Raw genomic sequence first — 22,483 nt, 5'->3', positions numbered from 1 at the left:
AAACGCGCTCAAATTCAAGGCGCGCTCAGTAAAGTACCTCAGTGGATCAACGAACTCGCCGTGCGCTTGTAGCGGATGTTCTCCAGAATCGTCTTTGCATTCCCCATCGGCATCTTGTTCGCGCACAGATAATCCTGATACAGCGCGGCATGGTAAGCGTTCAGCGTGCCGTTCTCGATGCGCGTGAAATCATTCGCGACCGTTGTGTCCCACCCGTCGTGGTCCGCATTGAGGCCGGCATACAGGCGCCATTCGTATGTGTCGCAGCGGATCCCTTCGTAGTTCACGTTGCGAGCGCCGCTCGCGCTCGTCACGACCACCGTATAGCGGACCACGCCGTCGGAGCCGACGGTGAGCGAGTTGCGATCGACCGCGAACTGCAGCGGCGTATTGCCGGAAACTTCGAAGGGCAGCAGATTCGAGTCTTGTGGCAACGGCGGCAGAGTGCCCACCTTGTTCTCAACCCAGTTGCTCTGCCGGTCCAGCAAATACGTGAACGCGCTGTCGTCTTTATTGGTAGGTTTGCCGGCGCTCGAACAGCCAGCCAGCAGGGCGCCGGTGGCGACGCACGCCACGACGAGAGCAAGTGCTTTCAATATGATTTCCTCGAAACACTGGCGCGGCTCGACGAGCCGCGCCAGAGAGAGGCGGCGTGGACAGCCGCACAGAGTTGTTAATTGCGCACGCCCGGGCGGAACAGCGAGCCGGCCGTTTCGCGCGCCGATTCGTCTTCGTGTTCCGGCGCGGCACCTACCTCGGCCGTTGACCCGGAGCCCGGACCGCAATCGGACGCGATCGTTGCGTGAACCGATGTTTCGATGCTGACGGATGTCACCGAGGTTACGGTGGTCACCGTCATTACCGTGGAATCCGGCGGATTTTCCATTGACGACGCTATCCGGGGATAACGCGGCCCATGATGCCCGCCAGGTTTTTCCGCACGCGGCGCAGCCCGGCGCATGAAACGGGACAGCTCCGTCAGCGCCAACTGATACACATCCCGCTTGAACTCGATCACACAGTCGAGCGGCACCCAGTACTCGTTCCAGCGCCACGCATCGAACTCAGGGTGGTCGGTGGCGCGCAAGCAGATGTCGCAGTCGCGTCCAACCATCCGGAGCAAAAACCAGATTTGTTTCTGGCCGCGGTAATGACCGCGTACTTCGCGCTTGATGAACTTGTCAGGCACCTCGTAACGCAACCAGTCGCGCGTGCGACCAATCACCTTGACGTGCTCAGGAAGCAGCCCGGTTTCTTCGTGTAACTCCCGATACATCGCTTGCACGGGGGTCTCTCCGTACTTGATGCCCCCTTGCGGAAACTGCCAGGAATGTTCACGGAGCCGTTTGCCCCAAAACACCTCGTTGTGCGCGTTCAAGAGGATGATGCCGACGTTCGGGCGAAAGCCTTCACGATCCAGCATACAACCACCTTCGAATCCTTTAAAATTGCTTTGATTATAAACAGATAACGGACCTGACGCACCGATTCGCACCAGATTGGAACGATTCGCCGCAAAAGGCCCCGTGTTTGCGGTAGCCTGTCAGTCTTTCCGTGCCTTATCCCTTGTGCAAAGGCTTTGCGCGGCGGCCTGGGCGCCGCGGGCGGCCAGCGCTCAGTGTCATTGTCAGGTGAGCCGTGCCGGCTCAGAGCCGGATCTGTGTCGATTTCCCACCGTTTTCACCTTTCGGGCGGTCCCTCCGGAGCCGCCGCTTTTGGATAATCTGAATGAAAGCTTCCCGTTTCTTTATCGGTACCCTCAAAGAAGCTCCCGCCGACGCAGAGATCGTCAGCCACAAGCTCATGGTGCGTGCCGGCATGATCCGGCGCGTCGCCGGCGGTATCTATAACTACCTGCCGATCGGCCTGCGCTCGATCCGCAAGGTGGAAGCCATCGTGCGCGAAGAAATGAACCGGGCAGGCGCGATCGAGTTGTTGATGCCGGCCGTGCAGCCGGCCGAGTTGTGGCAGGAATCGGGCCGCTGGGAAAAGTACGGCCCCGAGCTGCTGCGCTTCAAGGACCGCAAGCAGTCCGATTTCGTGATCGGACCGACCCACGAAGAAGTGGTCACTGATATTGCGCGTAATCAGATCAAGAGCTATCGGCAGTTGCCGGTGAACTTCTATCAGGTCCAGACAAAGTTCCGCGACGAGATCCGTCCGCGTTTCGGCGTGATGCGCGGGCGCGAATTCATCATGAAAGATGCCTACTCGTTCGACAAGGACATGGACGGTCTGCGCGAGTCGTATCGCAAGATGTACGACGCGTACGTGCGCATCTTCACGCGCCTCGGTCTGGACTTCCGCGCGGTGGCGGCGGACAACGGTTCGATCGGCGGCAGCGGCTCGCACGAATTTCACGTGATTGCCGAGACCGGTGAAGACGCGATTGCCTATTGCCCGACCTCCGACTTCGCGGCGAACGTCGAGGCGGCTGAAGCGCTGCCGCTCCACGCGGAACGCGCGGCGCCCGCCGAGGAAATGAAGAAGACCGCCACGCCCGGCAAGGCAAAGTGCGAGGCCGTGGCCGAGCTGCTGAACATTCCGCTTGAGCGCACCATCAAGTCGATCATTCTCGCAACCGAGAACGAAGGCGCCGAGCCGACTATCTGGCTGCTGATGCTACGCGGCGACCACGATCTGAACGAGATCAAGGCGAGCAAGCTGCCGGGTCTGGCCGATTTCCGTATGGCGACCGAGGCTGAAATCATCGAAACCTTCGGCACGCCGCCGGGCTACCTCGGCCCGCTCAACACGAAGAAGCCGGTCAAGGTCGTGGCGGATCGCACGGTCGCGAACATGAGCGACTTCGTGGTCGGCTCGAACGAGGTGGATTACCACACCACCGGCGTGAACTGGGGCCGCGATCTGCCGGAACCGGTCGTCGCCGACATTCGCAACGTGAAGAAGGGCGATCCGTCGCCGGACGGCAAGGGTGTGATCGACATCTGCCGCGGTATCGAAGTGGGCCACGTGTTCCAGCTCGGCACCAAGTATTCCGAAGCCATGAACGCGACCTGCCTCGACGAAACCGGCAAGCCGCGCCCGATGGAAATGGGCTGCTACGGTATCGGCGTCACGCGTATCCTGGGCGCCGCGATCGAACAGAATTTCGACGATAGAGGCATCATCTGGCCGGAATCGATCGCGCCGTTCGAAGTCGTGCTGTGCCCGATGGGTTATGACCGCAGCGAAGCCGTGCGCGAGGCGGCCGACAAGCTGTACGCAACGCTCGTCGAGGCGGGCATCGACGTGATCCTCGACGACCGCGGCGAGCGCCCCGGCGTCATGTTCGCCGACTGGGAACTGATCGGTGTGCCGCATCGCCTCGTAATCGGCGACCGTGGCCTCAAGGACGGCAAGCTCGAATATCAGGGCCGCCGCGACGCTGAGGCGACGCTGCTGCCGGTCGAAGACGCCGCGCAAACGGTGATCGGCAAGGTTCGCGCAGCGTTGGCCCGCTAAGCGGAGCGGACGGTGGAGTACACCTTCCTGTCCGCGACCATCCTGCTGATTCTGATCACCGACCCGCTCGGCAACATTCCGCTCTTCATCAGCTGTCTGCGCGGTGTGTCGCCGAAGCGGCGCACGATCGTCATTCTCCGCGAGGTGGCGATCGCCTTCGCGATCCTGCTGATCTTCATGGTGGTCGGCGACGGCTTTCTGCGCATGATGAGCCTGACCGATCAGTCGCTGCGCATTGGCGGCGGGATCGTGCTGTTTCTCATCGCGCTGAGGATGGTGTTTCCGCACTCGGACGGTCCATTCGGCGGCGACACGCGCGGCGGCGAACCGTTGATCGTGCCGCTCGCCATTCCGGCGTTGGCGGGACCGTCCGCGTTGGCTACCGTGATGCTGCTGACGTCGCAGGCGCCTGGCAAGATGTTCGAGTGGATCGCCGCGCTGACCGTCACGATGATCGTCTGTGCGGTCGTGCTGATGCTGGCGGAACGCATTCAGGCGTGGCTCGGCGAGCGTGCCATGATGGCCTTCGAACGGTTGATGGGTCTCGTGCTGGTGGCGATTTCGGTCGAGATGATGCTTGGCGGTATCCGGTCGTTCGTGCATCAACTGTGATGCGGTAACCGCCGGGGCGCTGAGCCCCACAAAGTACAGCGCAAAGAAAAGCGGCCCGTCGTGGGCCGCTTTTCCGTGTCGATTCACCGCCCGCTGGCGGCCGCTTCAAAGAAGCCTCAAGCGCCTTCAGTCAGCGCGCGAATCGTGGGCAGGTTACGCCAGTAACCCTTCGCATCCATGCCGCAGCCGAACACATAACGGTCCGGCACTTCGAACCCGCAGTAATCCGGGCGCAGCGGCTTGGCCTTCGGAATGATCTTTTCGCACAGCACCGCGCTCAGGAAGCGCTTCGCGCCCATCGCGAGAATGCGGTCGCGGATCGCGGCCATCGTCTCGCCTTCGTCGAGAATATCGTCGAGCACCAGCACGACGCGATCCTTCACCGACTCCGCCGGCGCCACGCGCCATTGCATCTCGTTGCCGCCTTTGGTGGTGTTGCGGTAGCGGGTCAGATGGATGTAGTCGAACTCGAGCGGGAAATCGAGGTGCGGCAACAGCATGCCGGTGAAGACCGCCGCGCCGCCCATGACCGACAGCACGAGCGGGAAGTCCTCGCTCATCTCGTCGCGGATGGCGGCCGCCATGCCGCTGATCGACGCGTTGACGTCGTCGGCCGAAACGATTTCTTCGGAGTGGCTAAAAATGTGGAGAGCTTCTTCGCGGTTCATGACGTCTGACGGGCGGTGACTGTATACATAGTGTGAGTGAGGACGGCGGTGCGCGGTACAGAATAAACCCGCACAAAGCTGAAGTCAGCCGCGCGGAGTCAGGGTCGCGTTCCGTGGTTCATGCGCGGAACGCACGCCACTGTCTTGCTAAAGCTTAGCGCATGCCAGGCAACATGCCCTTCATGCCGCGCATCATCTTCTGCAGATTGCCGCCCTTGAGCTTTTTCATCATGGTGCGCATCTGGTCGTACTGATTCAGCATGCGGTTGACTTCCTGGACCTGCACGCCCGCGCCCGCGGCAATGCGGCGCTTGCGCGTGGCCTTGATCAGGTCGGGCTTCGCGCGTTCCAGCGGCGTCATGGAATTGATGATGCCTTCCATGCGGCGCATCTGCTTTTCGGCCTGGCCCATGTCGGCGCCGGCGGCGGCCTGCTGGAATTGCGCGGGCAATTTGTCCATCAGCGACGACAGGCCGCCCATGCCCTTCATTTGCGTCAGCTGTGCGCGGAAATCGTTCAGATCGAAGTCGCCGCCTTTCTTGACCTTGTCGGCGAGTTTCTGCGCCGCCTGAACGTCCACACCGCGCTGCGCTTCTTCGACGAGGGCAAGAATGTCGCCCATGCCGAGAATCCGGTTCGCCATGCGATCCGGGTGGAAGACTTCGAGGCCGTCGAGCTTTTCCGCGACGCCGACGAACTTGATCGGCTTGCCCGTGACATGGCGCACGGAGAGCGCCGCGCCGCCGCGCGAGTCGCCGTCGAGCTTGGTGAGGACCACGCCGGTGAGCGGCAGTGCGTCGCTAAAGGCCTTGGCGGTGTTCACCGCGTCCTGGCCGAGCATCGCGTCAACCACGAACAGCGTTTCCGCCGGTTTCAGCTCGGTGTGCAGCGCGGTGATTTCCTTCATCATCGCTTCGTCGATGCCGAGACGGCCGGCCGTGTCGACCAGCAGCACGTCGTGATAGTGGCGCTTGGCCCAATCCACGGCGGCGCGCGCGATGTCGACCGGTTTCTGGTCCGGTTCGGACGGGAAGAAATCCGCGCCGACCTGCTCGGTCACCGTCTTCAACTGCGCGATAGCGGCAGGGCGGTAGACGTCGCACGAAACGGTCAGTACTTTCTTCTTGTACTTTTCGCGCAGCAGCTTGGCGAGCTTGCCGACGGTGGTCGTTTTACCGGCGCCTTGCAGGCCCGCCATCAGGATGACGGCCGGCGGCGTGACGGCGAGGTTGAGTTCGACCGCCTTGCCTTCGTAGTCGCCGCCGATGATCGCGGTCAGTTCGCGCTGCACCACGCCAACGAGCGCCTGGCCCGGCGACAGGCTGCTGATGACTTCCTCGCCGAGCGCCTTTTCCTTCACCTTGGCGATGAACTCGCGCACGACGGGCAGCGCCACGTCGGCCTCGAGCAGCGCGAGACGCACCTCGCGCAGCATTTCCTGGGTGTTCGCCTCGGTGAGCCGGGCTTCGCCGCGCAGCGTCTTGACGACGCGCGCCATCCGTTGAGTCAGATTGTCGAGCATGGGGAGCGATGAACAGTGCGGCCGGAGCGGGGCGCGATGCAGGAGACGTCGCGGAGCAGGGGCCTAGTGTAAACTTCGAATATGGATATTGTACTGTATGCCCTCACTGCGCTCCTCTACGGCGGTTTAGCCGTGGCCGGCTGGCGCTCGCACCGGCACGCCGCCGTGCGCCCCATGCTCGAAAGCGTGCCGCCAGTGCCGGCCGCCGCGGGCGGTTCGGCCGCTTCGGGCATGAGCACGTCGGGCCGCGCGCTGCTGTTCGTGGCGCTGCTCGCTCACGGCGTGCTGCTGCATACCACCATCTTTCCCCAGAACGCGATGGTGTTCGGTTTCGCGTTCGCGCTGTCGGCTATGTTCTGGCTGGGCGCCGGCATCTACTGGATCGAGAGTTTTTTCTTTCCGCTCGACGGTTTGCGCCTGCTGGTTCTGCCGCTCGCGTGCGTCGCCTCGCTGTTGCCGCTTGCGTTCAACGGCGTGCGCGTGCTGCCGTATTCCGCCGCGCCAATGTTCAAGCTGCACTTCCTGATCGCCAACATCGCGTATGGTCTGTTTGCGATCGCGGCGCTGCATGCGGTTCTGATGCTGCTGGTCGAGCGGCGTCTGCACGCCATGCGCGGCGGCGTCGCCCAGCGGCATGCGGCCGCGGCGGGCAACGGCTGGTTGTCGAGCTGGCTCGATACGCTGCCGCCGCTCCTCACGCTGGAGAAGCTGCTGTTCCGTCTGATCGGCGCGGGTTTCGTCCTGCTGACGCTCACGCTGGTGTCGGGCATCCTGTTCAGCGAGCAATTGGTCGACCGTGCGTTGCAACTCGATCACAAGACCGTGTTCGCGATTCTTTCCTGGGTGATGTTCGGCGCGCTGCTGACCGCGCGCAAGGTTTCCGGCTGGCGCGGCCGTGCGGCATTGCGCTGGGTGCTGGCGTCGTTCGTCGCGCTGTTGCTGGCGTACGTCGGCAGCCGTTTTGTTTTCGAGGTGCTGTTGCACCGTGCTGTAGTGTGAGCGTGTCCCATGCGACAAATATTTCTGTTGATCCTGTTGTTCATCGTCGGCCAGTGGCTGGTGAAGGCGCTGCGTCGTCATGACGCGCAGGCGTCCCAGCGCAACGGTACCGGCGCCAATGGCGCCGCGGGTGCAAAAGGCCCGAATGGTCCGAACGGCGGCGCGCGCGCTTCCGCGCCGGCGCAACTCGCCGAGCCGATGATCCGTTGTGTCGAATGCGGCGTGCACGCGCCGAAGAGCGATTCCGTGGTGGTGGCGGGGCAGCCGTTCTGCTGCGCCGCGCACGCGCAGCGTCACGGCGCGCGACCCACGGGCCGCGACGCTCGATGAGCGTCGAGTTCACCGTCGACGCCGACGGTTGGGTCGCCGCCGCACGCAAACTGCCATCGCCGAATTTCGAAGCGCGGCCCGACGGGGCCGAGCCGACGCTGATCGTCGTCCACAACATCAGCCTGCCGCCCAACGAATTCGGCGGCACCGCAATCGCCGAACTGTTCCTCAACACGCTCGATTGCGACGCTCACCCGTACTATGACTCGCACCTGCGCGGCGTGCGGGTGTCGGCGCATTTCGTGATTCATCGCGACGGCGCGCTCGAGCAATTCGTGTCGTGCAACGAACGCGCGTGGCACGCCGGGCCGTCGAATTTTTTCGGCCGCCAGCGTTGCAATGATTTCTCGATCGGTATCGAGTTGGAAGGCAGCGACACCACGCCTTTCGAAGCGGCGCAATACCGCACGCTCGGCGCCCTGGTGAACGCGCTGAAGGCGCGCTATCCGGTCGAGGCGCTTGCCGGTCACTCGGACATCGCCCCCGGTCGCAAGACCGATCCGGGGCCGCATTTCGACTGGCAGCGTCTGCAGCGCGACACCTCGCTCGCCGCTCAGTATTTCCCCTATCTCAAGTTTTCCAAAACGCGGTAACGGCCCTTCGTGCGACTTCGCGTGATGCGAGGAGAACAAGGCGCTGCCTTGTTCTCCGGGGAGTCGGCTTCGCGCCGCGCGATGCGTTGTCAACCCTTTCGAAACAAAATAAAACGATTTGACCTGTCTCGAATCTCCACTATACTTGGTGCCACAAAACCCGTTGTGCACTATATCTTGTGTTGTACTGTGCATAACCATGTGAATAACCTGGTGCACAACTGGGTGAATAAGTCAGCGGCGCCCCGCTCCCGAGCACGGCGCCGCAAGCATTCCAGGCAGAGAAAAAATTCCTGTGGCGCGGCCGGCGAGACCACCGGCGGCATCCAGAAAACCTTCAGGAAAAGGGCTTAGCCAGTGATCGCGACACACACCGTGAAGACCGTTATCAATTCGAATCAGGCTTCATCGCTGTCGCATCCCGCCACCCGGCTCAGCCGGCCTTTTTCCTGCACCCCATCGCTTGCGCACGCGCCGGCGCAGCGGTCGTTTTAATCCGCGGATCTTCCCGCAACATTTCCAGGACCAGGAGCTTTGCACATGCAAACCACCGACAACGTGACGACCCGGTATGAGGGCTCACCGACTGGCCAGGCCTTTGGCCAGGCACAAGGCGCACAAGCGCTCGCGCCGCAAGCGACCTTCGCCGACTACAAGGTGATCCGTCGTAACGGCAGTGTCGTGTCGTTCGAACCGTCGAAAATCGCCATCGCCGTGACGAAGGCATTTCTGGCCGTCAACGGTGGTCAAGGCGCCGCGTCGGCGCGCGTGCGCGAACTGGTCGAGCAACTCACGCAGAACGTGGTGCGCGCGCTCGTGCGCAGCCGCCCGAACGGCGGTACGTTCCATATCGAAGACATTCAGGATCAGGTGGAACTCGCGCTGATGCGCGGCGGCGAGCACAACGTCGCGCGTGCGTACGTGCTGTATCGCGAGAAGCGCACCCAGGCTCGCGGTCATGACGATCAGATCGTGGCGAACACGCCGGGTCTGAACGTGACCGACAACGGCGTCACGCGTCCGCTGGACATGGCCGCGCTGCGCGGCATCATCGAACTGGCTTGCTCGAACCTGGGCGACGCGGTGAGCGCCGATCCGATCATCGCGGAAACGGTCAAGAATCTGTACGACGGCGTGCCGATGAGCCAGGTCTACGATTCGGCGATCCTGGCTGCCCGCACGATGATCGAAAAGGATCCGGCTTATAGCCAGGTCACCGCGCGCATCCTGCTGCACACCATTCGTCGCGAGATCCTCGAAGAGGAAGTCACGCAAACGGAAATGGGCGAGCGCTACGCGGAATACTTCCCGCAGTTCATCAAGCGCGGCGTGCAAGCCGAACTGCTCGACGACAAGCTGCTGCAGTTTGACCTGAAGCGTCTCGGCGCCGCGCTCGACAACAACCGCGACCTGCAATTCGGCTACCTCGGTCTGCAAACGTTGTACGACCGCTACTTCCTGCATCACGACGGCGTGCGCATCGAAATGCCGCAGGCATTCTTTATGCGTGTCGCGATGGGCCTGTCGCTGAACGAGATCGACCGTGAAGCGCGCGCGATCGAGTTTTACAACGTGCTGTCGACCTTCGACTTCATGTCGTCCACGCCCACTTTGTTCAACTCGGGCACCCGCCGCTCGCAACTGTCGTCGTGCTACCTGACCACGGTCGACGACGACCTCGACGGCATCTACGAAGCGCTGAAGGAAAACGCGCTGCTGTCGAAGTTCGCCGGTGGTCTGGGCAACGACTGGACGCGCGTGCGTGCGCTCGGTTCGCACATCAAGGGCACCAACGGCAAGTCGCAAGGCGTGGTGCCGTTCCTGAAAGTGGTGAACGACACGGCGGTCGCCGTGAACCAGGGCGGCAAGCGCAAGGGCGCGGTGTGCGCGTACCTGGAAACGTGGCACCTGGACATCGAGGAATTCCTCGAACTGCGCAAGAACACCGGCGACGACCGCCGACGTACCCACGACATGAACACGGCGAACTGGATTCCCGACCTGTTCATGAAGCGCGTGATGGAAGGCGGCGACTGGACGCTGTTCTCGCCGTCCACCTGCCCGGACCTGCACGACAAGTTCGGCGCCGAGTTCGAAACGGCTTACACGGCTTACGAAGACAAGGTCGCGCGCGGCGAGATCAAGCTGTTCAAGAAGATCCCCGCGGCGCAACTGTGGCGCAAGATGCTGGGCATGCTGTTCGAAACCGGCCACCCGTGGATCACGTTTAAGGATCCGTGCAATGTGCGCTCGCCGCAACAGCACGTCGGCGTCGTCCACTCGTCGAACCTGTGCACGGAAATCACGCTGAACACGAGCGACGCTGAAATCGCCGTCTGCAACCTGGGCTCCGTGAACCTCGTCGCTCACCTGAAGGAACAGGCCGACGGCACGCTCGTGCTCGACCACGACAAGCTCAAGCGCACCGTCAGCGTGGCGATGCGCATGCTCGACAACGTGATCGACATCAACTACTACGCGGTCGCCAAGGCGCGTAACTCGAACCTGAAGCACCGTCCGGTCGGCATGGGCATCATGGGCTTCCAGGACTGCCTGCACCTGCTGCGCACGCCGTACGCGTCGGAAGAAGCGGTCAAGTTCGCCGACACGTCGATGGAAGCGGTCTGTTACTACGCTTACTACGCGTCGACGGAACTGGCGCAGGAGCGCGGCCGTTACTCCAGCTACCGTGGCTCGCTGTGGGATCGCGGCATCCTCCCGCAAGACTCGGTGAAGCTGCTCGCCGAAGCACGCGGCGGTTATGTGGAAGTCGATTCGAGCGAGTCGATGGACTGGACCGAGTTGCGTTCGCGCATCGCCACCTACGGCATGCGCAACTCGAACTGCGTCGCGATCGCGCCGACGGCGACGATCTCGAACATCATCGGCGTGTCGGCCTGTATCGAACCGACCTTCCAGAACCTGTATGTGAAGTCGAATCTGTCGGGCGAATTCACGGTGGTCAACGACTACCTGGTGCGCGACCTGAAGGCACGCGGCCTGTGGGACGAAGTGATGGTCGCCGACCTGAAGTACTTCGACGGCACGCTCTCGCGCATCGACCGTATTCCGGCCGACCTGCGCGCGATCTACGCCACCGCGTTCGAAGTCGATCCGAAGTGGCTGGTCGAAGCGGCGTCGCGTCGTCAGAAGTGGATCGACCAGGCGCAGTCGCTGAACATCTACATGGGCGGCGCATCGGGTAAGAAGCTCGACGAGATCTACAAGCTCGCCTGGGTGCGTGGCCTGAAGACCACGTACTACCTCCGCACGATGGCGGCGACCCACGTCGAGAAATCGACGGTGGCGCACGGCGCGCTGAATGCGGTGAGCTCGGGTGGCGGCGAAGGTTCGGGCGGTGCCGCGGGTGGCGCAGCCGGTGGTTTCGGTGCGAACAACGGTGCGGCTGGTGGTGCCGCAGGTGGCTTTCAGGCTGCAGCGGCCGCGCCAGCAGTCGCGGTTGAAGCAGCGCCGGAAGCGGATGGTCCGGTGTGCATGATGCGTCCGGGCGATCCTGGCTTCGACGAGTGCGAGGCTTGCCAGTAACAGGCAGGCAAGCACGAAGCCGGCAGCAGGATCGCTGCTTGCTGACGGGTTGTAGGTAATGACCCGCATGCAGCGAGCAGCGAACCAGATAGAAGACAGATAGAAGTGAATGGAAATGGAGTCGATGAGCGGCGCGGCGAGTGAAGTACGAAGCGCGCCGCTCATCGCACCGGTAGCGAAGCAGCGCAGTTCGCTGAAGTGGCGAAGCGGCCATCGTGACCCGGTCAATCAGCAGTCAGCAGTCGGCAGCACCAGACGAAGCGCGCGACACAGTGCGCGCACTACACGCTTCGATCGATGGTCGATCGACACGCCGGCCGGATCGCGGCAAGCAGTCGCAAGACGCTACAGGCACGCTCCGCAATACAGATAGATAGAGCAGCGAAACGATGCTTCGGCACGTTGCTCTTCGAGTTCGCGAAGCACCTCGACGACACACGTTCAACACGCTTCACACGAGGCGACGCACACACTCTGTTGAACAAAGTGTTGTATGAACGTAGCAACGCGAATCGAAAACAGGATTTTTCATCAGCGAACTCTTTTATCGCTCGTGAAAAGATGGTACAAACCGTTCTAAATTGATGGTGACATTTATGCTCAACTGGGATGACGAGATCACTGCCGTAACTCCCTCGAGCGCTACGCAACAGAATGTGTTGCGCAACGCTGCGGGATCGGCTGTCGGTTCGCAAGTCGGAACGCGTTCCGCTCCTCATGCTCCCTCGGCTCAAGACGTCTTCGCGAACGACATTGCTGTCGCTCCCGTCGCTCATGTGACCAACGCTGCGGCTGGAACGGCTGCCGTTTCGGAAGCGCGGGTCAACGTCGCCGACAAGCGCATCATCAACGGCCAGACCGACGTCAATCAGTTGGTGCCGTTCAAATACAAATGGGCGTGGGAAAAGTATCTGGCTGGTTGTGCCAACCACTGGATGCCACAAGAAGTGAACATGTCGCGCGACATCGCCCTCTGGAAAGACCCGAACGGTCTGACCGAAGACGAGCGCCGCATCGTCAAGCGCAACCTGGGCTTCTTCGTGACGGCCGATTCCCTCGCCGCCAACAATATCGTGCTGGGCACCTACCGCCACATCACGGCGCCCGAATGCCGCCAGTTCCTGCTGCGCCAGGCGTTCGAAGAGGCGATCCACACGCATGCCTACCAGTACATCGTCGAATCACTAGGTCTCGACGAAGGCGAAATCTTCAACGCGTATCACGAGGTCTCCTCGATCCGCGCGAAAGACGAATTCCTGATTCCGTACATCCACGTGCTGACCGATCCGGCCTTCAAGACCGGCACGCTCGAGGCAGACCAGACGCTCCTGCGCTCGCTGATCGTGTTCGCGTGTGTGATGGAGGGGCTGTTCTTCTACGTCGGCTTTACCCAGATCCTGGCGCTGGGTCGCCAGAACAAGATGACGGGCGCGGCGGAACAGTACCAGTACATCCTGCGCGACGAGTCGATGCACTGCAACTTCGGCATCGACCTGATCAACCAGATCAAACTCGAAAACCCGCAACTCTGGACGGCTGAGTTCCGCGCGGAAATCCGCGAGATCTTCCAGCAGGCGGTCGAACTTGAGTATCGTTACGCAGAAGACACGATGCCGCGCGGGGTGCTCGGCCTCAATGCGTCGATGTTCAAGAGCTATCTGCGCTTCATCTGCAACCGCCGTTGCCAGCAGATCGGTCTCGATCCGCTGTACCCGAACGAGGAAAACCCGTTCCCGTGGATGAGCGAGATGATCGACCTGAAGAAGGAACGAAACTTCTTCGAGACGCGAGTGATCGAATATCAGACTGGCGGCGCGCTGACCTGGGAGTGATCCGGGTTCGTGCTGCAGATGCATTCATCGATGGGGATGCCGTTGGCTCGGGCCGCGGCAATTTTGGTTAGGAGCAGAATCGCCTGATGCAAAGCATGCCCGGTGCGCCGCGTGCCTTCGCGGCCCACAACTATGACAGGCACTTTGCGAACCCTTCAGTGGGATGGGCAAACTTCCCCCCGGAAAAAGCCGCTGGCGCGATCGCCGGCGGCTCGATCAAGCAATTGCCGGCGTTGAGATTCAACGCCGAACAGATCTGGCGCGCGGTGCCTTGTGGCACGGCGCGCCTTACCGCATTCATTAGCGTAAGCGCGCAGCACCTGCGTACGCCGATGAATAGCCCGCTTCGTAGCGCGCGCCCTGAGAAGCGTCCGCGGGAAGCGGGTTTTGACGAAGGGTGTAGTTTGAACTGACTCTCATCTGAAAACCTGAAGGAGAAAATGATGGCAACTGCAAAAAAAGCCGCCGCGAAGAAACCCGTAGCGAAGAAGGTCGCAGCAAAGAAGGCTGCTCCGGCTAAGAAGGCCGCTCCGGCGAAGAAAGTCGCTGCCAAGAAAGTCGCAGTGAAGAAGGTTGCAGCGAAGAAGGCAGCACCGGCGAAGAAGGTTGCAGCGAAGAAAGCTGCTCCGGCCAAGAAGGTTGCAGCCAAGAAAGTCGCAGTGAAGAAGGTTGCGGCGAAGAAGGCAGCACCGGCCAAGAAAGCCGCAGTGAAGAAGGTTGCAGCAAAGAAGGCAGCACCGGCCAAGAAGGCTGCAGCGAAGAAGGCTGCGCCGGCTAAGAAGGCTGCTGCCAAGAAGGCTGCGCCTGCGAAAAAGGCTGCTGCTAAAAAGGCTGCGCCCGCGAAAAAGGCTGCCGCTAAAAAGGCTGCGCCTGCCAAGAAGGCTGCCGCGAAGAAGGCCGCTGCTCCTGCCAAGAAGGCTGCCCCTGCGAAGAAGGCTGTCGCCAAGAAGGCGGCTCCCGCACCCGCTGCGACTTCTGTCTCGAGCGCACCGGCGGCGACGGTGAAGACCGCGCTGAACCCGGCAGCAGCATGGCCGTTCCCGACGGGCAGCCGTCCGTAAGCTGGCGCATCAGCGGTAGAAGTACTTCGGCACATCGTACTCTGTGTCGATGATCGAGTAGCGCTTAAGTAGCAGCATGACTGAGCGATACTCGGTCAGGGTCCCGTTGCCGGGTTTCTGGCGACGGGATTTTTTTTGCTCCGGCGCAGGCGCCTTCTTTTAAGGCACGCTTCAAAACCCGCAGGCGAAAAAAAACGCATGCACAGGGGAGGGCATGCGTGTGAGGTCGTCGCGGCGGCATAAAGCCTCGCCGCACGAGAGGGGAAACTTAGTGCGTGACGCGCGTGACGCCTCCACTGGAGAGCAGCCGCACGCGCTCGCCGGCGCGGAAGATCTCGCCCGTGGCGCTTTGGGTGATGGCGCGCATGTCGCCGTTGTCCAGGCGCACGGTGATCTCCAGGCCGTCGTGCACGGCGACGCCGTTCTCGATCGAGTTGCCGGCCACGGCACCCGCCAGACCGCCGATAATGCCCGTGACGATCGAGCCGCGCCCGCCGCCGATCGCGCTGCCGGCAACCGCGCCGAGCGCGCCGCCGCCGATCGCGCCCAGACCGCTCGGCTGGCCGTTGTTCGAACTGATCTTCACCGCGCGCACGCTGTCCACCGTGCCCATGCGGACCGTTTCTTCCCGCTGTGCCTGCGACGCCGTGTAGACGTCCGCAGAGCTGCTGTTGTACGCACACCCCGACATGGCCAGCGAACCGGCGATCAAGGCGGCCACTATCAGGCGACTCGTTGTTCTCATTCCCTAAACTCCAATAGCTCTCGGTATTACGGCAGGTCGTATCCGAACGCCTGCTTGAACCGCTCGTTGATCTCGGCCCGGCTGGGCACGTAGTTTTGCGGGCCCTGGTGTTCGATCTTCAGCGCGCCCATCAGGCTTGCGAGCCGGCCGGTGGTGGCCCAGCCGAGCTTGTTTTCGATGCCGTACAGCAGGCCGCCGCGAAATGCGTCGCCGCAGCCTGTGGGGTCGAGCACTTGCTGTGCCTTGACCGCAGGAATCTCTTCGACGCCGCCGGCATGATGGATCTGCGCGCCTTGCTCGCCCAGCGTGACGATCAGCGCTTCGACCTTGCCGGCGATTTCTTCGATCGACCAACCCGTTTTGTTGCTCACCAGTTTGGCTTCGTAATCATTGACAGCCACATAGGTAGCGAGTTCAATCATGCGCCGCAGCGATGCACCGTCGAAGAGCGGCAACCCTTGGCCCGGATCGAAGATGAACGGCACGCCCGCGGCCGCGAGGTGCTCGGAATGCTGGATCATGCCGTCGTAGCCGTCGGGCGCGACGATGCCGAGCGTAATGCCCTTGGCCTGATCGGCGCGATTCAGGTGCGATTGCATCATCGCGCCCGGGTGGAACGCGGTGATCTGATTGTTTTCCAGATCCGTGGTGATCATCGCCTGGGCCGAATAGGTGTCGGGCACCACCAGCACGCTTTCCGTCGACAGGCCGAGTTGCCTGAACCGGTCCATGTAGAGCTGCGCGTCGACCGAGCCGAGCGTGCCCATGATGCGCGCGTCGCCGCCGAGCAGATGCAGCGAGTAGGCGATGTTGCCCGCGCAGCCGCCGAACTCCCGGCGCATGGTCGGCACGAGAAAGCTCACGTTCAGGATGTGGACCTGCTCCGGCAGGATGTGCTCCCGGAAGCGGCCTTCGAAAGTCATGATGTTGTCGTAGGCGAGCGAGCCGCAAATCAGCGTAGCCAAGGCGAGCGTCCTGTAAAAACGATAAAGGGAATGGGTACGACGATGTGACAGCGCCGCGCATGGAGCGCGGCGCCGGAGTCCGTATGCGACGGTGTTACTTCAACGCGGCGAGTGCTGCGTCGTAATCCGGCTCGTTCTTGATCTCGCCGACCAGTTCGGCATGAACGACCTTGTCGTTCTCGTCGATCACCACCACGGCGCGTGCCGTCAGGCCGGTCAGCGGGCCGCTCGTCACGTCCACGCCATAGGCTTGCGCGAACTCATGGCCGCGGAACGTGGATGCGGTGACGACGTTCTCGATGCCTTCGGTCGTGCAGAAGCGCGACGCGGCGAACGGCAGATCGCCCGACACGACGATCACGGCCGTGTTGGTCAGTTTCGCGGCGGCTTCGTTGAACTTGCGGGTCGACGTGGCGCAGGTCGGCGTGTCGAGGCTCGGGACGATATTCAACACTTTGCGTTTGCCGGCGAAATCGGCCAGCGAAACCGGCTTCAGATCCTTGCCGACCAGCGAGAAAGCGGGCGCGGCCTGGCCCACCGACGGGAACGTGCCGGCTACTTCAATCGGGTTGCCACCCAGCGTGACTTGACTCATGTTGTTGTGCTCCGAAAATTCGTCAGTGATGACGGTGGACGCGCCCGGTCGGTGCCGGGCACGCAAGAATGCGTTACGGATAAAAAATCTGCACGCGGAAATTGGAAGCGACCGCATTGCCCGTGTCGAGATGCACGATCATGGTCTGGGTCGTGTGCGCGGGCAGGCCGGCCGCGATCGGCGTGCCGGGCGGGACATAGTCTTGCGGCCACAGCACGCGGCGTACCGCGACATTGTTCTGGTCGTCGAGCAGCGTGAGTTCGATGGCCGGATAAGCGAGCGCGATATTGAAGCGGTTGCGCAACGGCATCTTCAGTTCGAGCTTGTGCGGGCCGTCGATCTGCCGCAGATCGGAAGGTTCGACCTGCAAGCCGTCGATGTCGTGCGGTGGGGTGACGAGGCAGCCCAGCGTCGAGCAGGCCTTCGCGTAGAGCGTCTGGGAGCGCGGCAAATACACCATCACCGTTTCGCGCTGCCACCACGCGAGTTGCGCGAGCAGCGCGATGATCAACAGCCCCGCCACCACCGAGCCGACGATGATCCAGCCCATGCGCCGCGGTTCGGCCGGGCGCGTTTCGCGCACGACGGGGAAGGGATCGGCGCCGTCGTTGACCGGCTGGACGGAGAAGGGCTCGCCGCTGGCGGCGAGCGGGGGGGCGCTGCTGACGGGCGCCGCGCCGGCGGTAGCGGCGGGGCTGGCAGTACCGAAGGCGACCGTGCCTGCGCCCGCAGTCGCGCTTATGCCGGCGGCGCCTATGCCGGCCACACCGAAACGCGGCTCATTGTCAGGGATGCCGTGCAAGGTAGCCGATTGATCCAGAACCGGCTCCTCCAGTGGCGATTCAGAAGCCCGCTCGGTCTTGTGCCAAACGCGCGGCGCTTCTTCCACGGGCGGATCGACGGGATAGGCGAAGGGGTCGAGCGGCGCGTCCGCCAGTATCGGTTCGTGGTCAGGCGGAATGGGCGCGGTGAATGCGCTGGCCGGCAATTCGGGTTCCGTAGCGTGGCGCGGCGTGACCGCAATGCCTGCACCGGTGGAGACCGGCGCGAGCGGCACATTGCCGGCGTTGTGGCGCAGACGGTTGTCGATTGCGGCATCGGGTGTCGGCGCCCACGGATCCCATGCTTCGGCGCTGAAGTCCGGACCTTTCGGGCGCACGCCCGAGAGCGCTTCGATCGCCGCGGCAGCGGCGACCGGTTTGGCGGTGGAGAAGTCGCCGCCTTCGGTAATGTCGAACAGGCTGCTCGACGCGTCGAACACTTCCTGGCAATGCCCGCAGCGCACGAGGCCGCGGCGTAGCGCGAGCTGTTCCGTTTGCAGGCGGAAGACGGTTTCACAGAAGGGGCAACGCGTCGCCAGGAGCATATTGAGCCGATGAGCCGAAGGGCCGTTGGTTGGACAATACGCCTTATTCTAATGGCTTTCGCGACGCGTTCCCGACAGACATACCCAGCCTTCGTGTTCGCGCCAGACGCTGATGTCGATCCATCGTGCGTAGACCTGCGCGACTTCGTCCGCCTGCCGCGCCAGAATGCCCGACAGCGCGATCCGGCCACCCGGCTTGACCTTCGACGAGAGCATCGACGCCATCAGCTTGAGCGGATTGGACAGGATATTGGCGACTACGATATCGAACTCGCCGGTGGGGCATTCGTCGGGCAAACCGTACGTGACTTCCGCGCGATTGCGCTCGCTGTTATGACGTGCCGACTCCACCGCTTGCGGGTCGATGTCGATGCCGTACACCGGATCGGCGCCGCACTTCTTCGCGAGGATCGCCAGAATGCCGGAGCCGCAGCCGTAATCGAGCACGGACTGTCCGGGCTGCACCGATTGCTCCAGCCATTCCATGCAAAGCCGCGTGGTGGGATGGCTGCCGGTGCCGAAGGCGAGTCCCGGATCGAGTTCCAGCACGAGTGCTTCCGGGTCCGGCGCATCGTGCCACGACGGCACGACCCAGATGCGTTCGCCGATCTTGATCGGATCGAACTGCGACTGCGTGAGCCGCACCCAATCCTGCTCCTCGACTTCACGCACGGTGAACGAAGGCGCTGCTTCCAGGCCGATTTCATTGGCCGCGGCAGTCAGCAGTACCGCCGGCTCGTGTTCCGGCGCGAGCAGTGCGATCACGCGTGAACGCTGCCATGCCGTGCGATCCGGCGTGAGACCGGGCTCGCCGAACAACGGCTGCTCGTCGGGCGTGTCGGCGTCCGCGTCTTCGACCGACACGGACAACGCGCCCAACTCGAGCAGCGCGTCGGAGAATTCCTCCGCGTGCTCGCGTGCCAGTTCGGCGATCAGTTCCCGGTAGCTCATGAGTTACGCTTCTTCCGGCGCGGCCTGCTGCTTCGCGGCCAACCGGTTTTCGAGGTAGTGAATGCTGGTGCCGCCTTCGACGAACTTCGCGTCCAGCATCAGCTCGCGGTGCAACGGGATGTTGGTCTGAATGCCTTCCACCACCATTTCCGACAGCGCGATGCGCATGCGCTTGATCGCCTGCTCGCGCGTCGCGCCGTAAGCGATCAGCTTGCCGATCATCGAATCATAGTTCGGCGGGACGAAGTAGCCGTTGTAGGCATGCGAGTCGACGCGGATGCCGGGGCCGCCCGGCATATGCCACGACGTCAGGCGTCCCGGCGACGGAATGAACTTGAACGGATCTTCCGCGTTGATCCGGCATTCGATCGCGTGACCCTTGAACACGATGTCGCGCTGACGGAAGGCGAGTTTTTCGCCGGCCGCAATGCGGATCTGTTCCTGCACGATGTCGACGCCCGTGATCAGTTCGGTCACCGGGTGCTCGACCTGCACGCGCGTGTTCATCTCGATGAAGTAGAACTCGCCGTTCTCATACAGGAACTCGAACGTGCCCGCGCCGAGATAGCCCATTTTCTTGCACGCGTCCGCGCAACGATCGCCGATACGGTCGATCAGGCGGCGCGCGATACCCGGCGCCGGCGCTTCTTCGATCACTTTCTGGTGACGGCGCTGCATCGAGCAATCACGCTCGCCCAGCCAGACTGCGTTCTTGAACGAATCGGCCAGCACCTGAATTTCGATGTGCCGCGGGTTCTCCAGGAATTTCTCCATGTAGACCTGCGGGTTGCCGAACGCGCGGCCGGCTTCTTCGCGCGTCATGTTGACCGCGTTGACCAGCGCCGCTTCCGTGTGAACCACGCGCATGCCGCGGCCACCGCCGCCGCCCGCCGCCTTGATGATGACCGGATAGCCGACCTGGCGGGCAATCTTCACGATCTCTTTCGGATCTTCCGGCAACGCGCCTTCCGAACCCGGCACGCAAGGCACGCCGGTCTTGATCATGGTCTGCTTGGCCGTGACCTTGTCGCCCATCATCCGGATCGTTTCTGGGCGCGGGCCGATGAAGGTGAAGCCGGACTGTTCGACACGCTCGGCGAAGTCGGCGTTTTCCGAGAGGAAGCCGTAGCCGGGGTGGATTGCTTCGGCGTCGGTCACTTCCGCCGCGCTGATCAGCGCGGGCATGTTCAGATAGCTCAGGTTCGAAGGCGCCGGGCCGATACAGACCGCCTCGTCGGCGAGCTTCACGTACTTGGCTTCCTTGTCGGCTTCCGAATAGACGACGACTGTCTTGACGCCAAGCTCGCGGCAGGCGCGCTGGATACGAAGCGCGATCTCGCCACGATTGGCAATGAGGATTTTTTCAAACATAGCGGGTTTTCGACTCATCAATGGGCGCCGGGTTGATCACAACGCCGGCTGCCTCAGAGGATCGGTCGCGCGCCCTGATAGCGGGCGCGCGGGCGGCATGCGCAAAACAGTGCGCTAGGCGTGCCGCGTCAGCCGACCACGAACAGCGGTTGGCCGTACTCGACCGCCTGGCCGTTTTCGACGAGAATTTCCTTCACCACGCCGGATTTGTCCGACTCGATTTCGTTGAGCAGCTTCATGGCTTCGATAATGCAGATCGTCTGGCCTTCCTTGACCGTGTCGCCTACCTGGACGAACGGATCGGCGCCCGGCGACGGCGCGCGGTAGAAGGTGCCGACCATCGGCGAGGTCACCACATGGCCTTGCGGCGCGGCGGGGGCCGGCGTGGCCGGTGCGGCCGCTGCCGGCGCTTCGCCGCCAGCGGCGGGCAGCGGCTGCGCGTATTGCGGCGCATACGAGGCGGACGGTTGCACGTAAACCGGCGGCGCATTCTTGACGATGCGAACCTTGCCTTCGCCCTCGGTCACTTCGAGTTCGGAAATACCGGACTCCGAGACGAGGTCGATCAGAGTTTTCAGTTTACGTAGATCCATCAGGAAGCCCCTTTCAATGCGTAAAGTGCCGGCGCGTGCGCAGCCGGCGCAAATTAGACGTGTTTGGAATCAGCCGCGCGACGAGCCGGCCGAGAGCCGGTCGAGCGCGAATTCGAGCGCGTACAGATAGCCCTTCCAGCCGAGGCCGCAGATCACGCCCTCCGCCTGGTCGGAGAAATACGAGTGATGCCGGAACGGTTCGCGACGATGCACGTTCGACAGATGAATCTCGACGAACGGGATGCCGACCCCCGCCAGTGCGTCCCGAAGGGCCACGCTGGTGTGCGTGTACGCGGCGGGATTGATCAATATGAAATCGGTGTTTTCAGTCCGGGCGGATTGGATGCGGTCCACCAGAGCGCCTTCATGATTGCTCTGGAACGACGCGAGTTCGGCGCCTGCGTCCGCTGCGCGGTCCGCCAGCGCCTGATCGATCTGCGGCAAGGTCACGCGACCGTAGACCTCGGGTTCCCGGGTACCGAGAAGGTTGAGGTTGGGTCCGTGCAGTACCAGCAGTCGCGTCATGGTCGCTTCTTTTTCCGTGGAATTGGGCGCACTTTAGCGCTGATTAGAGAAACTTGTCTAGTTTCCCGCGCGTATGGATCGATTGTGGCGCCCTTTTGCCACGGCTGCGGGCGCTCATCTTCTCTCAAATCCGCGCGATTTGCGCGTATTTTTGCGCGTTCAACAGGTAAGTGAGTGTCAAAAGAATGTGAAATTTAAAGCGCGTCGAGCGTCTGTTTCAGCGCTTGCGGGTCGATTTGTCCTAATTTTGTCGAGCGAATGTTGCCTTTTGCGTCGATTACGACGGTAAAGGGCAGGCCGCCCGCCGTATTGCCGAACGCGCGCGCGAGGTCGGCGCCGCCGAAGCCGGTTACGTAGACCGGGTACGCCACTTTCACTTTTTGCAGGAACGCCTGAACGTTTTTATCCGAATCGACGCCAAGTCCAACGAACTGGATGCCTTTTTTCGCGTAATCGTGCTGAAGCTGCGAGAGTGCGGGCATTTCTTCGACGCAAGGCCCGCACCACGAGGCCCAGAAGTTGACGACGATTGGGTGCCCTTTAAGCAAATTTAGCGTCTGTGGCTTGCCGTCCACCGTGGTCACCGGCGCGGTCCACAGTTGGGCGACCGCGCTTTCGGCCGAAGCCGGCTGCGACGCATGCGCGACTTCGGCGCCGCCGTTCAGCCAGTGGTTCGCCAGCACACCGCCGCCCGCAGCGACGATGGCGATAAGCGCACCCGCCAGAATCCGTCTCATATTCATC

Annotated in this window: 22 protein-coding genes; 9 read left to right on the top strand and 13 right to left on the bottom strand. The window is 62.5% G+C overall.

Features of this window, described 5'->3' with window-relative positions:
• Positions 1–38: 38 nt before the first annotated feature.
• Both NE850_RS28195 and NE850_RS28190 read right to left on the bottom strand, forming a co-directional pair.
• Positions 39–596 carry a CNP1-like family protein gene (locus NE850_RS28195; RefSeq protein WP_007180333.1) on the bottom strand — a complete coding sequence of 186 codons (558 nt, stop codon included), beginning with the start codon at positions 594–596 and terminating at the stop codon, positions 39–41.
• A gap of 77 nt (positions 597–673) precedes the next feature.
• On the bottom strand, positions 674–1,423 hold the full coding sequence (locus NE850_RS28190) for an RNA pyrophosphohydrolase (RefSeq protein WP_007180334.1): 750 nt from the start codon (positions 1,421–1,423) through the stop codon (positions 674–676).
• Between the two features lie 305 nt (positions 1,424–1,728).
• Here NE850_RS28190 and NE850_RS28185 point away from each other — a divergent pair, with 305 nt between their 5' ends.
• Both NE850_RS28185 and NE850_RS28180 read left to right on the top strand, forming a co-directional pair.
• Positions 1,729–3,465 carry a proline--tRNA ligase gene (locus tag NE850_RS28185; RefSeq protein WP_007180335.1) on the top strand — a complete coding sequence of 579 codons (1,737 nt, stop codon included), beginning with the start codon at positions 1,729–1,731 and terminating at the stop codon, positions 3,463–3,465.
• Between the two features lie 12 nt (positions 3,466–3,477).
• A complete protein-coding gene (locus NE850_RS28180; protein WP_310699694.1) occupies positions 3,478–4,077 on the top strand; it encodes a MarC family protein in 600 nt (199 codons plus the stop codon).
• Positions 4,078–4,193: 116 nt separating this feature from the next.
• On the opposite strand, the gene NE850_RS28175 is transcribed toward NE850_RS28180, so the two are convergent.
• Positions 4,194–4,745, bottom strand: coding sequence for a hypoxanthine-guanine phosphoribosyltransferase (locus NE850_RS28175; RefSeq protein WP_007180337.1), 552 nt, complete (start codon positions 4,743–4,745; stop codon positions 4,194–4,196).
• 154 nt (positions 4,746–4,899) lie between these two features.
• Positions 4,900–6,267: a signal recognition particle protein gene (gene ffh / locus NE850_RS28170; RefSeq protein ID WP_007180338.1), complete on the bottom strand. Its 1,368-nt coding sequence runs from the start codon at positions 6,265–6,267 to the stop codon at positions 4,900–4,902.
• Positions 6,268–6,348: 81 nt separating this feature from the next.
• Here ffh and NE850_RS28165 point away from each other — a divergent pair, with 81 nt between their 5' ends.
• The 7 genes from NE850_RS28165 to NE850_RS28135 all read left to right on the top strand — a co-directional run bounded on the left by NE850_RS28165 (position 6,349) and on the right by NE850_RS28135 (position 14,628).
• Positions 6,349–7,266 carry an inner membrane protein YpjD gene (locus NE850_RS28165; RefSeq protein ID WP_007180339.1) on the top strand — a complete coding sequence of 306 codons (918 nt, stop codon included), beginning with the start codon at positions 6,349–6,351 and terminating at the stop codon, positions 7,264–7,266.
• Between the two features lie 9 nt (positions 7,267–7,275).
• Positions 7,276–7,596, top strand: coding sequence for a PP0621 family protein (locus tag NE850_RS28160; RefSeq protein ID WP_007180340.1), 321 nt, complete (start codon positions 7,276–7,278; stop codon positions 7,594–7,596).
• Positions 7,593–8,189 (top strand): 1,6-anhydro-N-acetylmuramyl-L-alanine amidase AmpD, encoded by a 597-nt coding sequence (ampD, locus tag NE850_RS28155; protein WP_007180341.1) that lies wholly within the window; start codon positions 7,593–7,595, stop codon positions 8,187–8,189. Before NE850_RS28160 ends, ampD begins: the two co-directional genes overlap by 4 nt.
• A gap of 540 nt (positions 8,190–8,729) precedes the next feature.
• Complete coding sequence (locus tag NE850_RS28150) at positions 8,730–11,735, top strand: ribonucleoside-diphosphate reductase subunit alpha (protein WP_165187092.1); 3,006 nt, start codon at positions 8,730–8,732, stop codon at positions 11,733–11,735.
• A gap of 596 nt (positions 11,736–12,331) precedes the next feature.
• Entirely contained in the window at positions 12,332–13,567 is a 1,236-nt protein-coding gene (locus tag NE850_RS28145; protein WP_035518486.1) for a ribonucleotide-diphosphate reductase subunit beta, read from the top strand.
• Positions 13,568–13,653: 86 nt separating this feature from the next.
• Positions 13,654–13,980, top strand: coding sequence for a hypothetical protein (locus tag NE850_RS28140; RefSeq protein ID WP_007180344.1), 327 nt, complete (start codon positions 13,654–13,656; stop codon positions 13,978–13,980).
• Positions 13,981–14,010: 30 nt separating this feature from the next.
• Positions 14,011–14,628, top strand: coding sequence for a histone H1-like DNA-binding protein (locus NE850_RS28135; RefSeq protein WP_007180345.1), 618 nt, complete (start codon positions 14,011–14,013; stop codon positions 14,626–14,628).
• 268 nt (positions 14,629–14,896) lie between these two features.
• Here the strand turns inward: NE850_RS28135 and NE850_RS28130 are convergent, their stop codons facing one another.
• The 9 genes from NE850_RS28130 to NE850_RS28090 form a co-directional block, all read right to left on the bottom strand.
• Entirely contained in the window at positions 14,897–15,373 is a 477-nt protein-coding gene (locus tag NE850_RS28130) for a glycine zipper 2TM domain-containing protein (RefSeq protein WP_007180346.1), read from the bottom strand.
• A gap of 26 nt (positions 15,374–15,399) precedes the next feature.
• Positions 15,400–16,338 (bottom strand): carbohydrate kinase family protein, encoded by a 939-nt coding sequence (locus NE850_RS28125; protein ID WP_310699693.1) that lies wholly within the window; start codon positions 16,336–16,338, stop codon positions 15,400–15,402.
• 94 nt (positions 16,339–16,432) lie between these two features.
• The gene (gene tpx / locus NE850_RS28120; RefSeq protein WP_007180348.1) at positions 16,433–16,933 is read right to left on the bottom strand and encodes a thiol peroxidase; all 501 of its coding nucleotides are present in this window, start codon (positions 16,931–16,933) and stop codon (positions 16,433–16,435) included.
• Positions 16,934–17,006: 73 nt separating this feature from the next.
• Positions 17,007–18,299: a zinc-ribbon and DUF3426 domain-containing protein gene (locus NE850_RS28115; protein WP_310699692.1), complete on the bottom strand. Its 1,293-nt coding sequence runs from the start codon at positions 18,297–18,299 to the stop codon at positions 17,007–17,009.
• Positions 18,300–18,347: 48 nt separating this feature from the next.
• Positions 18,348–19,250, bottom strand: a complete 903-nt coding sequence (gene prmA, locus NE850_RS28110) for a 50S ribosomal protein L11 methyltransferase (protein ID WP_007180350.1) — start codon at positions 19,248–19,250, stop codon at positions 18,348–18,350.
• Between the two features lie 3 nt (positions 19,251–19,253).
• A complete protein-coding gene (gene accC, locus NE850_RS28105; RefSeq protein WP_007180351.1) occupies positions 19,254–20,621 on the bottom strand; it encodes an acetyl-CoA carboxylase biotin carboxylase subunit in 1,368 nt (455 codons plus the stop codon).
• Between the two features lie 128 nt (positions 20,622–20,749).
• Complete coding sequence (gene accB / locus NE850_RS28100; RefSeq protein WP_007180352.1) at positions 20,750–21,214, bottom strand: acetyl-CoA carboxylase biotin carboxyl carrier protein; 465 nt, start codon at positions 21,212–21,214, stop codon at positions 20,750–20,752.
• Between the two features lie 69 nt (positions 21,215–21,283).
• Positions 21,284–21,739, bottom strand: a complete 456-nt coding sequence (gene aroQ / locus NE850_RS28095; RefSeq protein WP_007180353.1) for a type II 3-dehydroquinate dehydratase — start codon at positions 21,737–21,739, stop codon at positions 21,284–21,286.
• 194 nt (positions 21,740–21,933) lie between these two features.
• On the bottom strand, positions 21,934–22,482 hold the full coding sequence (locus NE850_RS28090; RefSeq protein ID WP_035517871.1) for a TlpA disulfide reductase family protein: 549 nt from the start codon (positions 22,480–22,482) through the stop codon (positions 21,934–21,936).
• Position 22,483 lies beyond the last annotated feature (1 nt).

The organism is Paraburkholderia sp. USG1 (assembly GCF_031570135.1).
Classification (GTDB): Bacteria; Pseudomonadota; Gammaproteobacteria; order Burkholderiales; family Burkholderiaceae; genus Paraburkholderia; species Paraburkholderia dioscoreae.
This window is presented reverse-complemented; position numbering and strand designations above follow the sequence as displayed.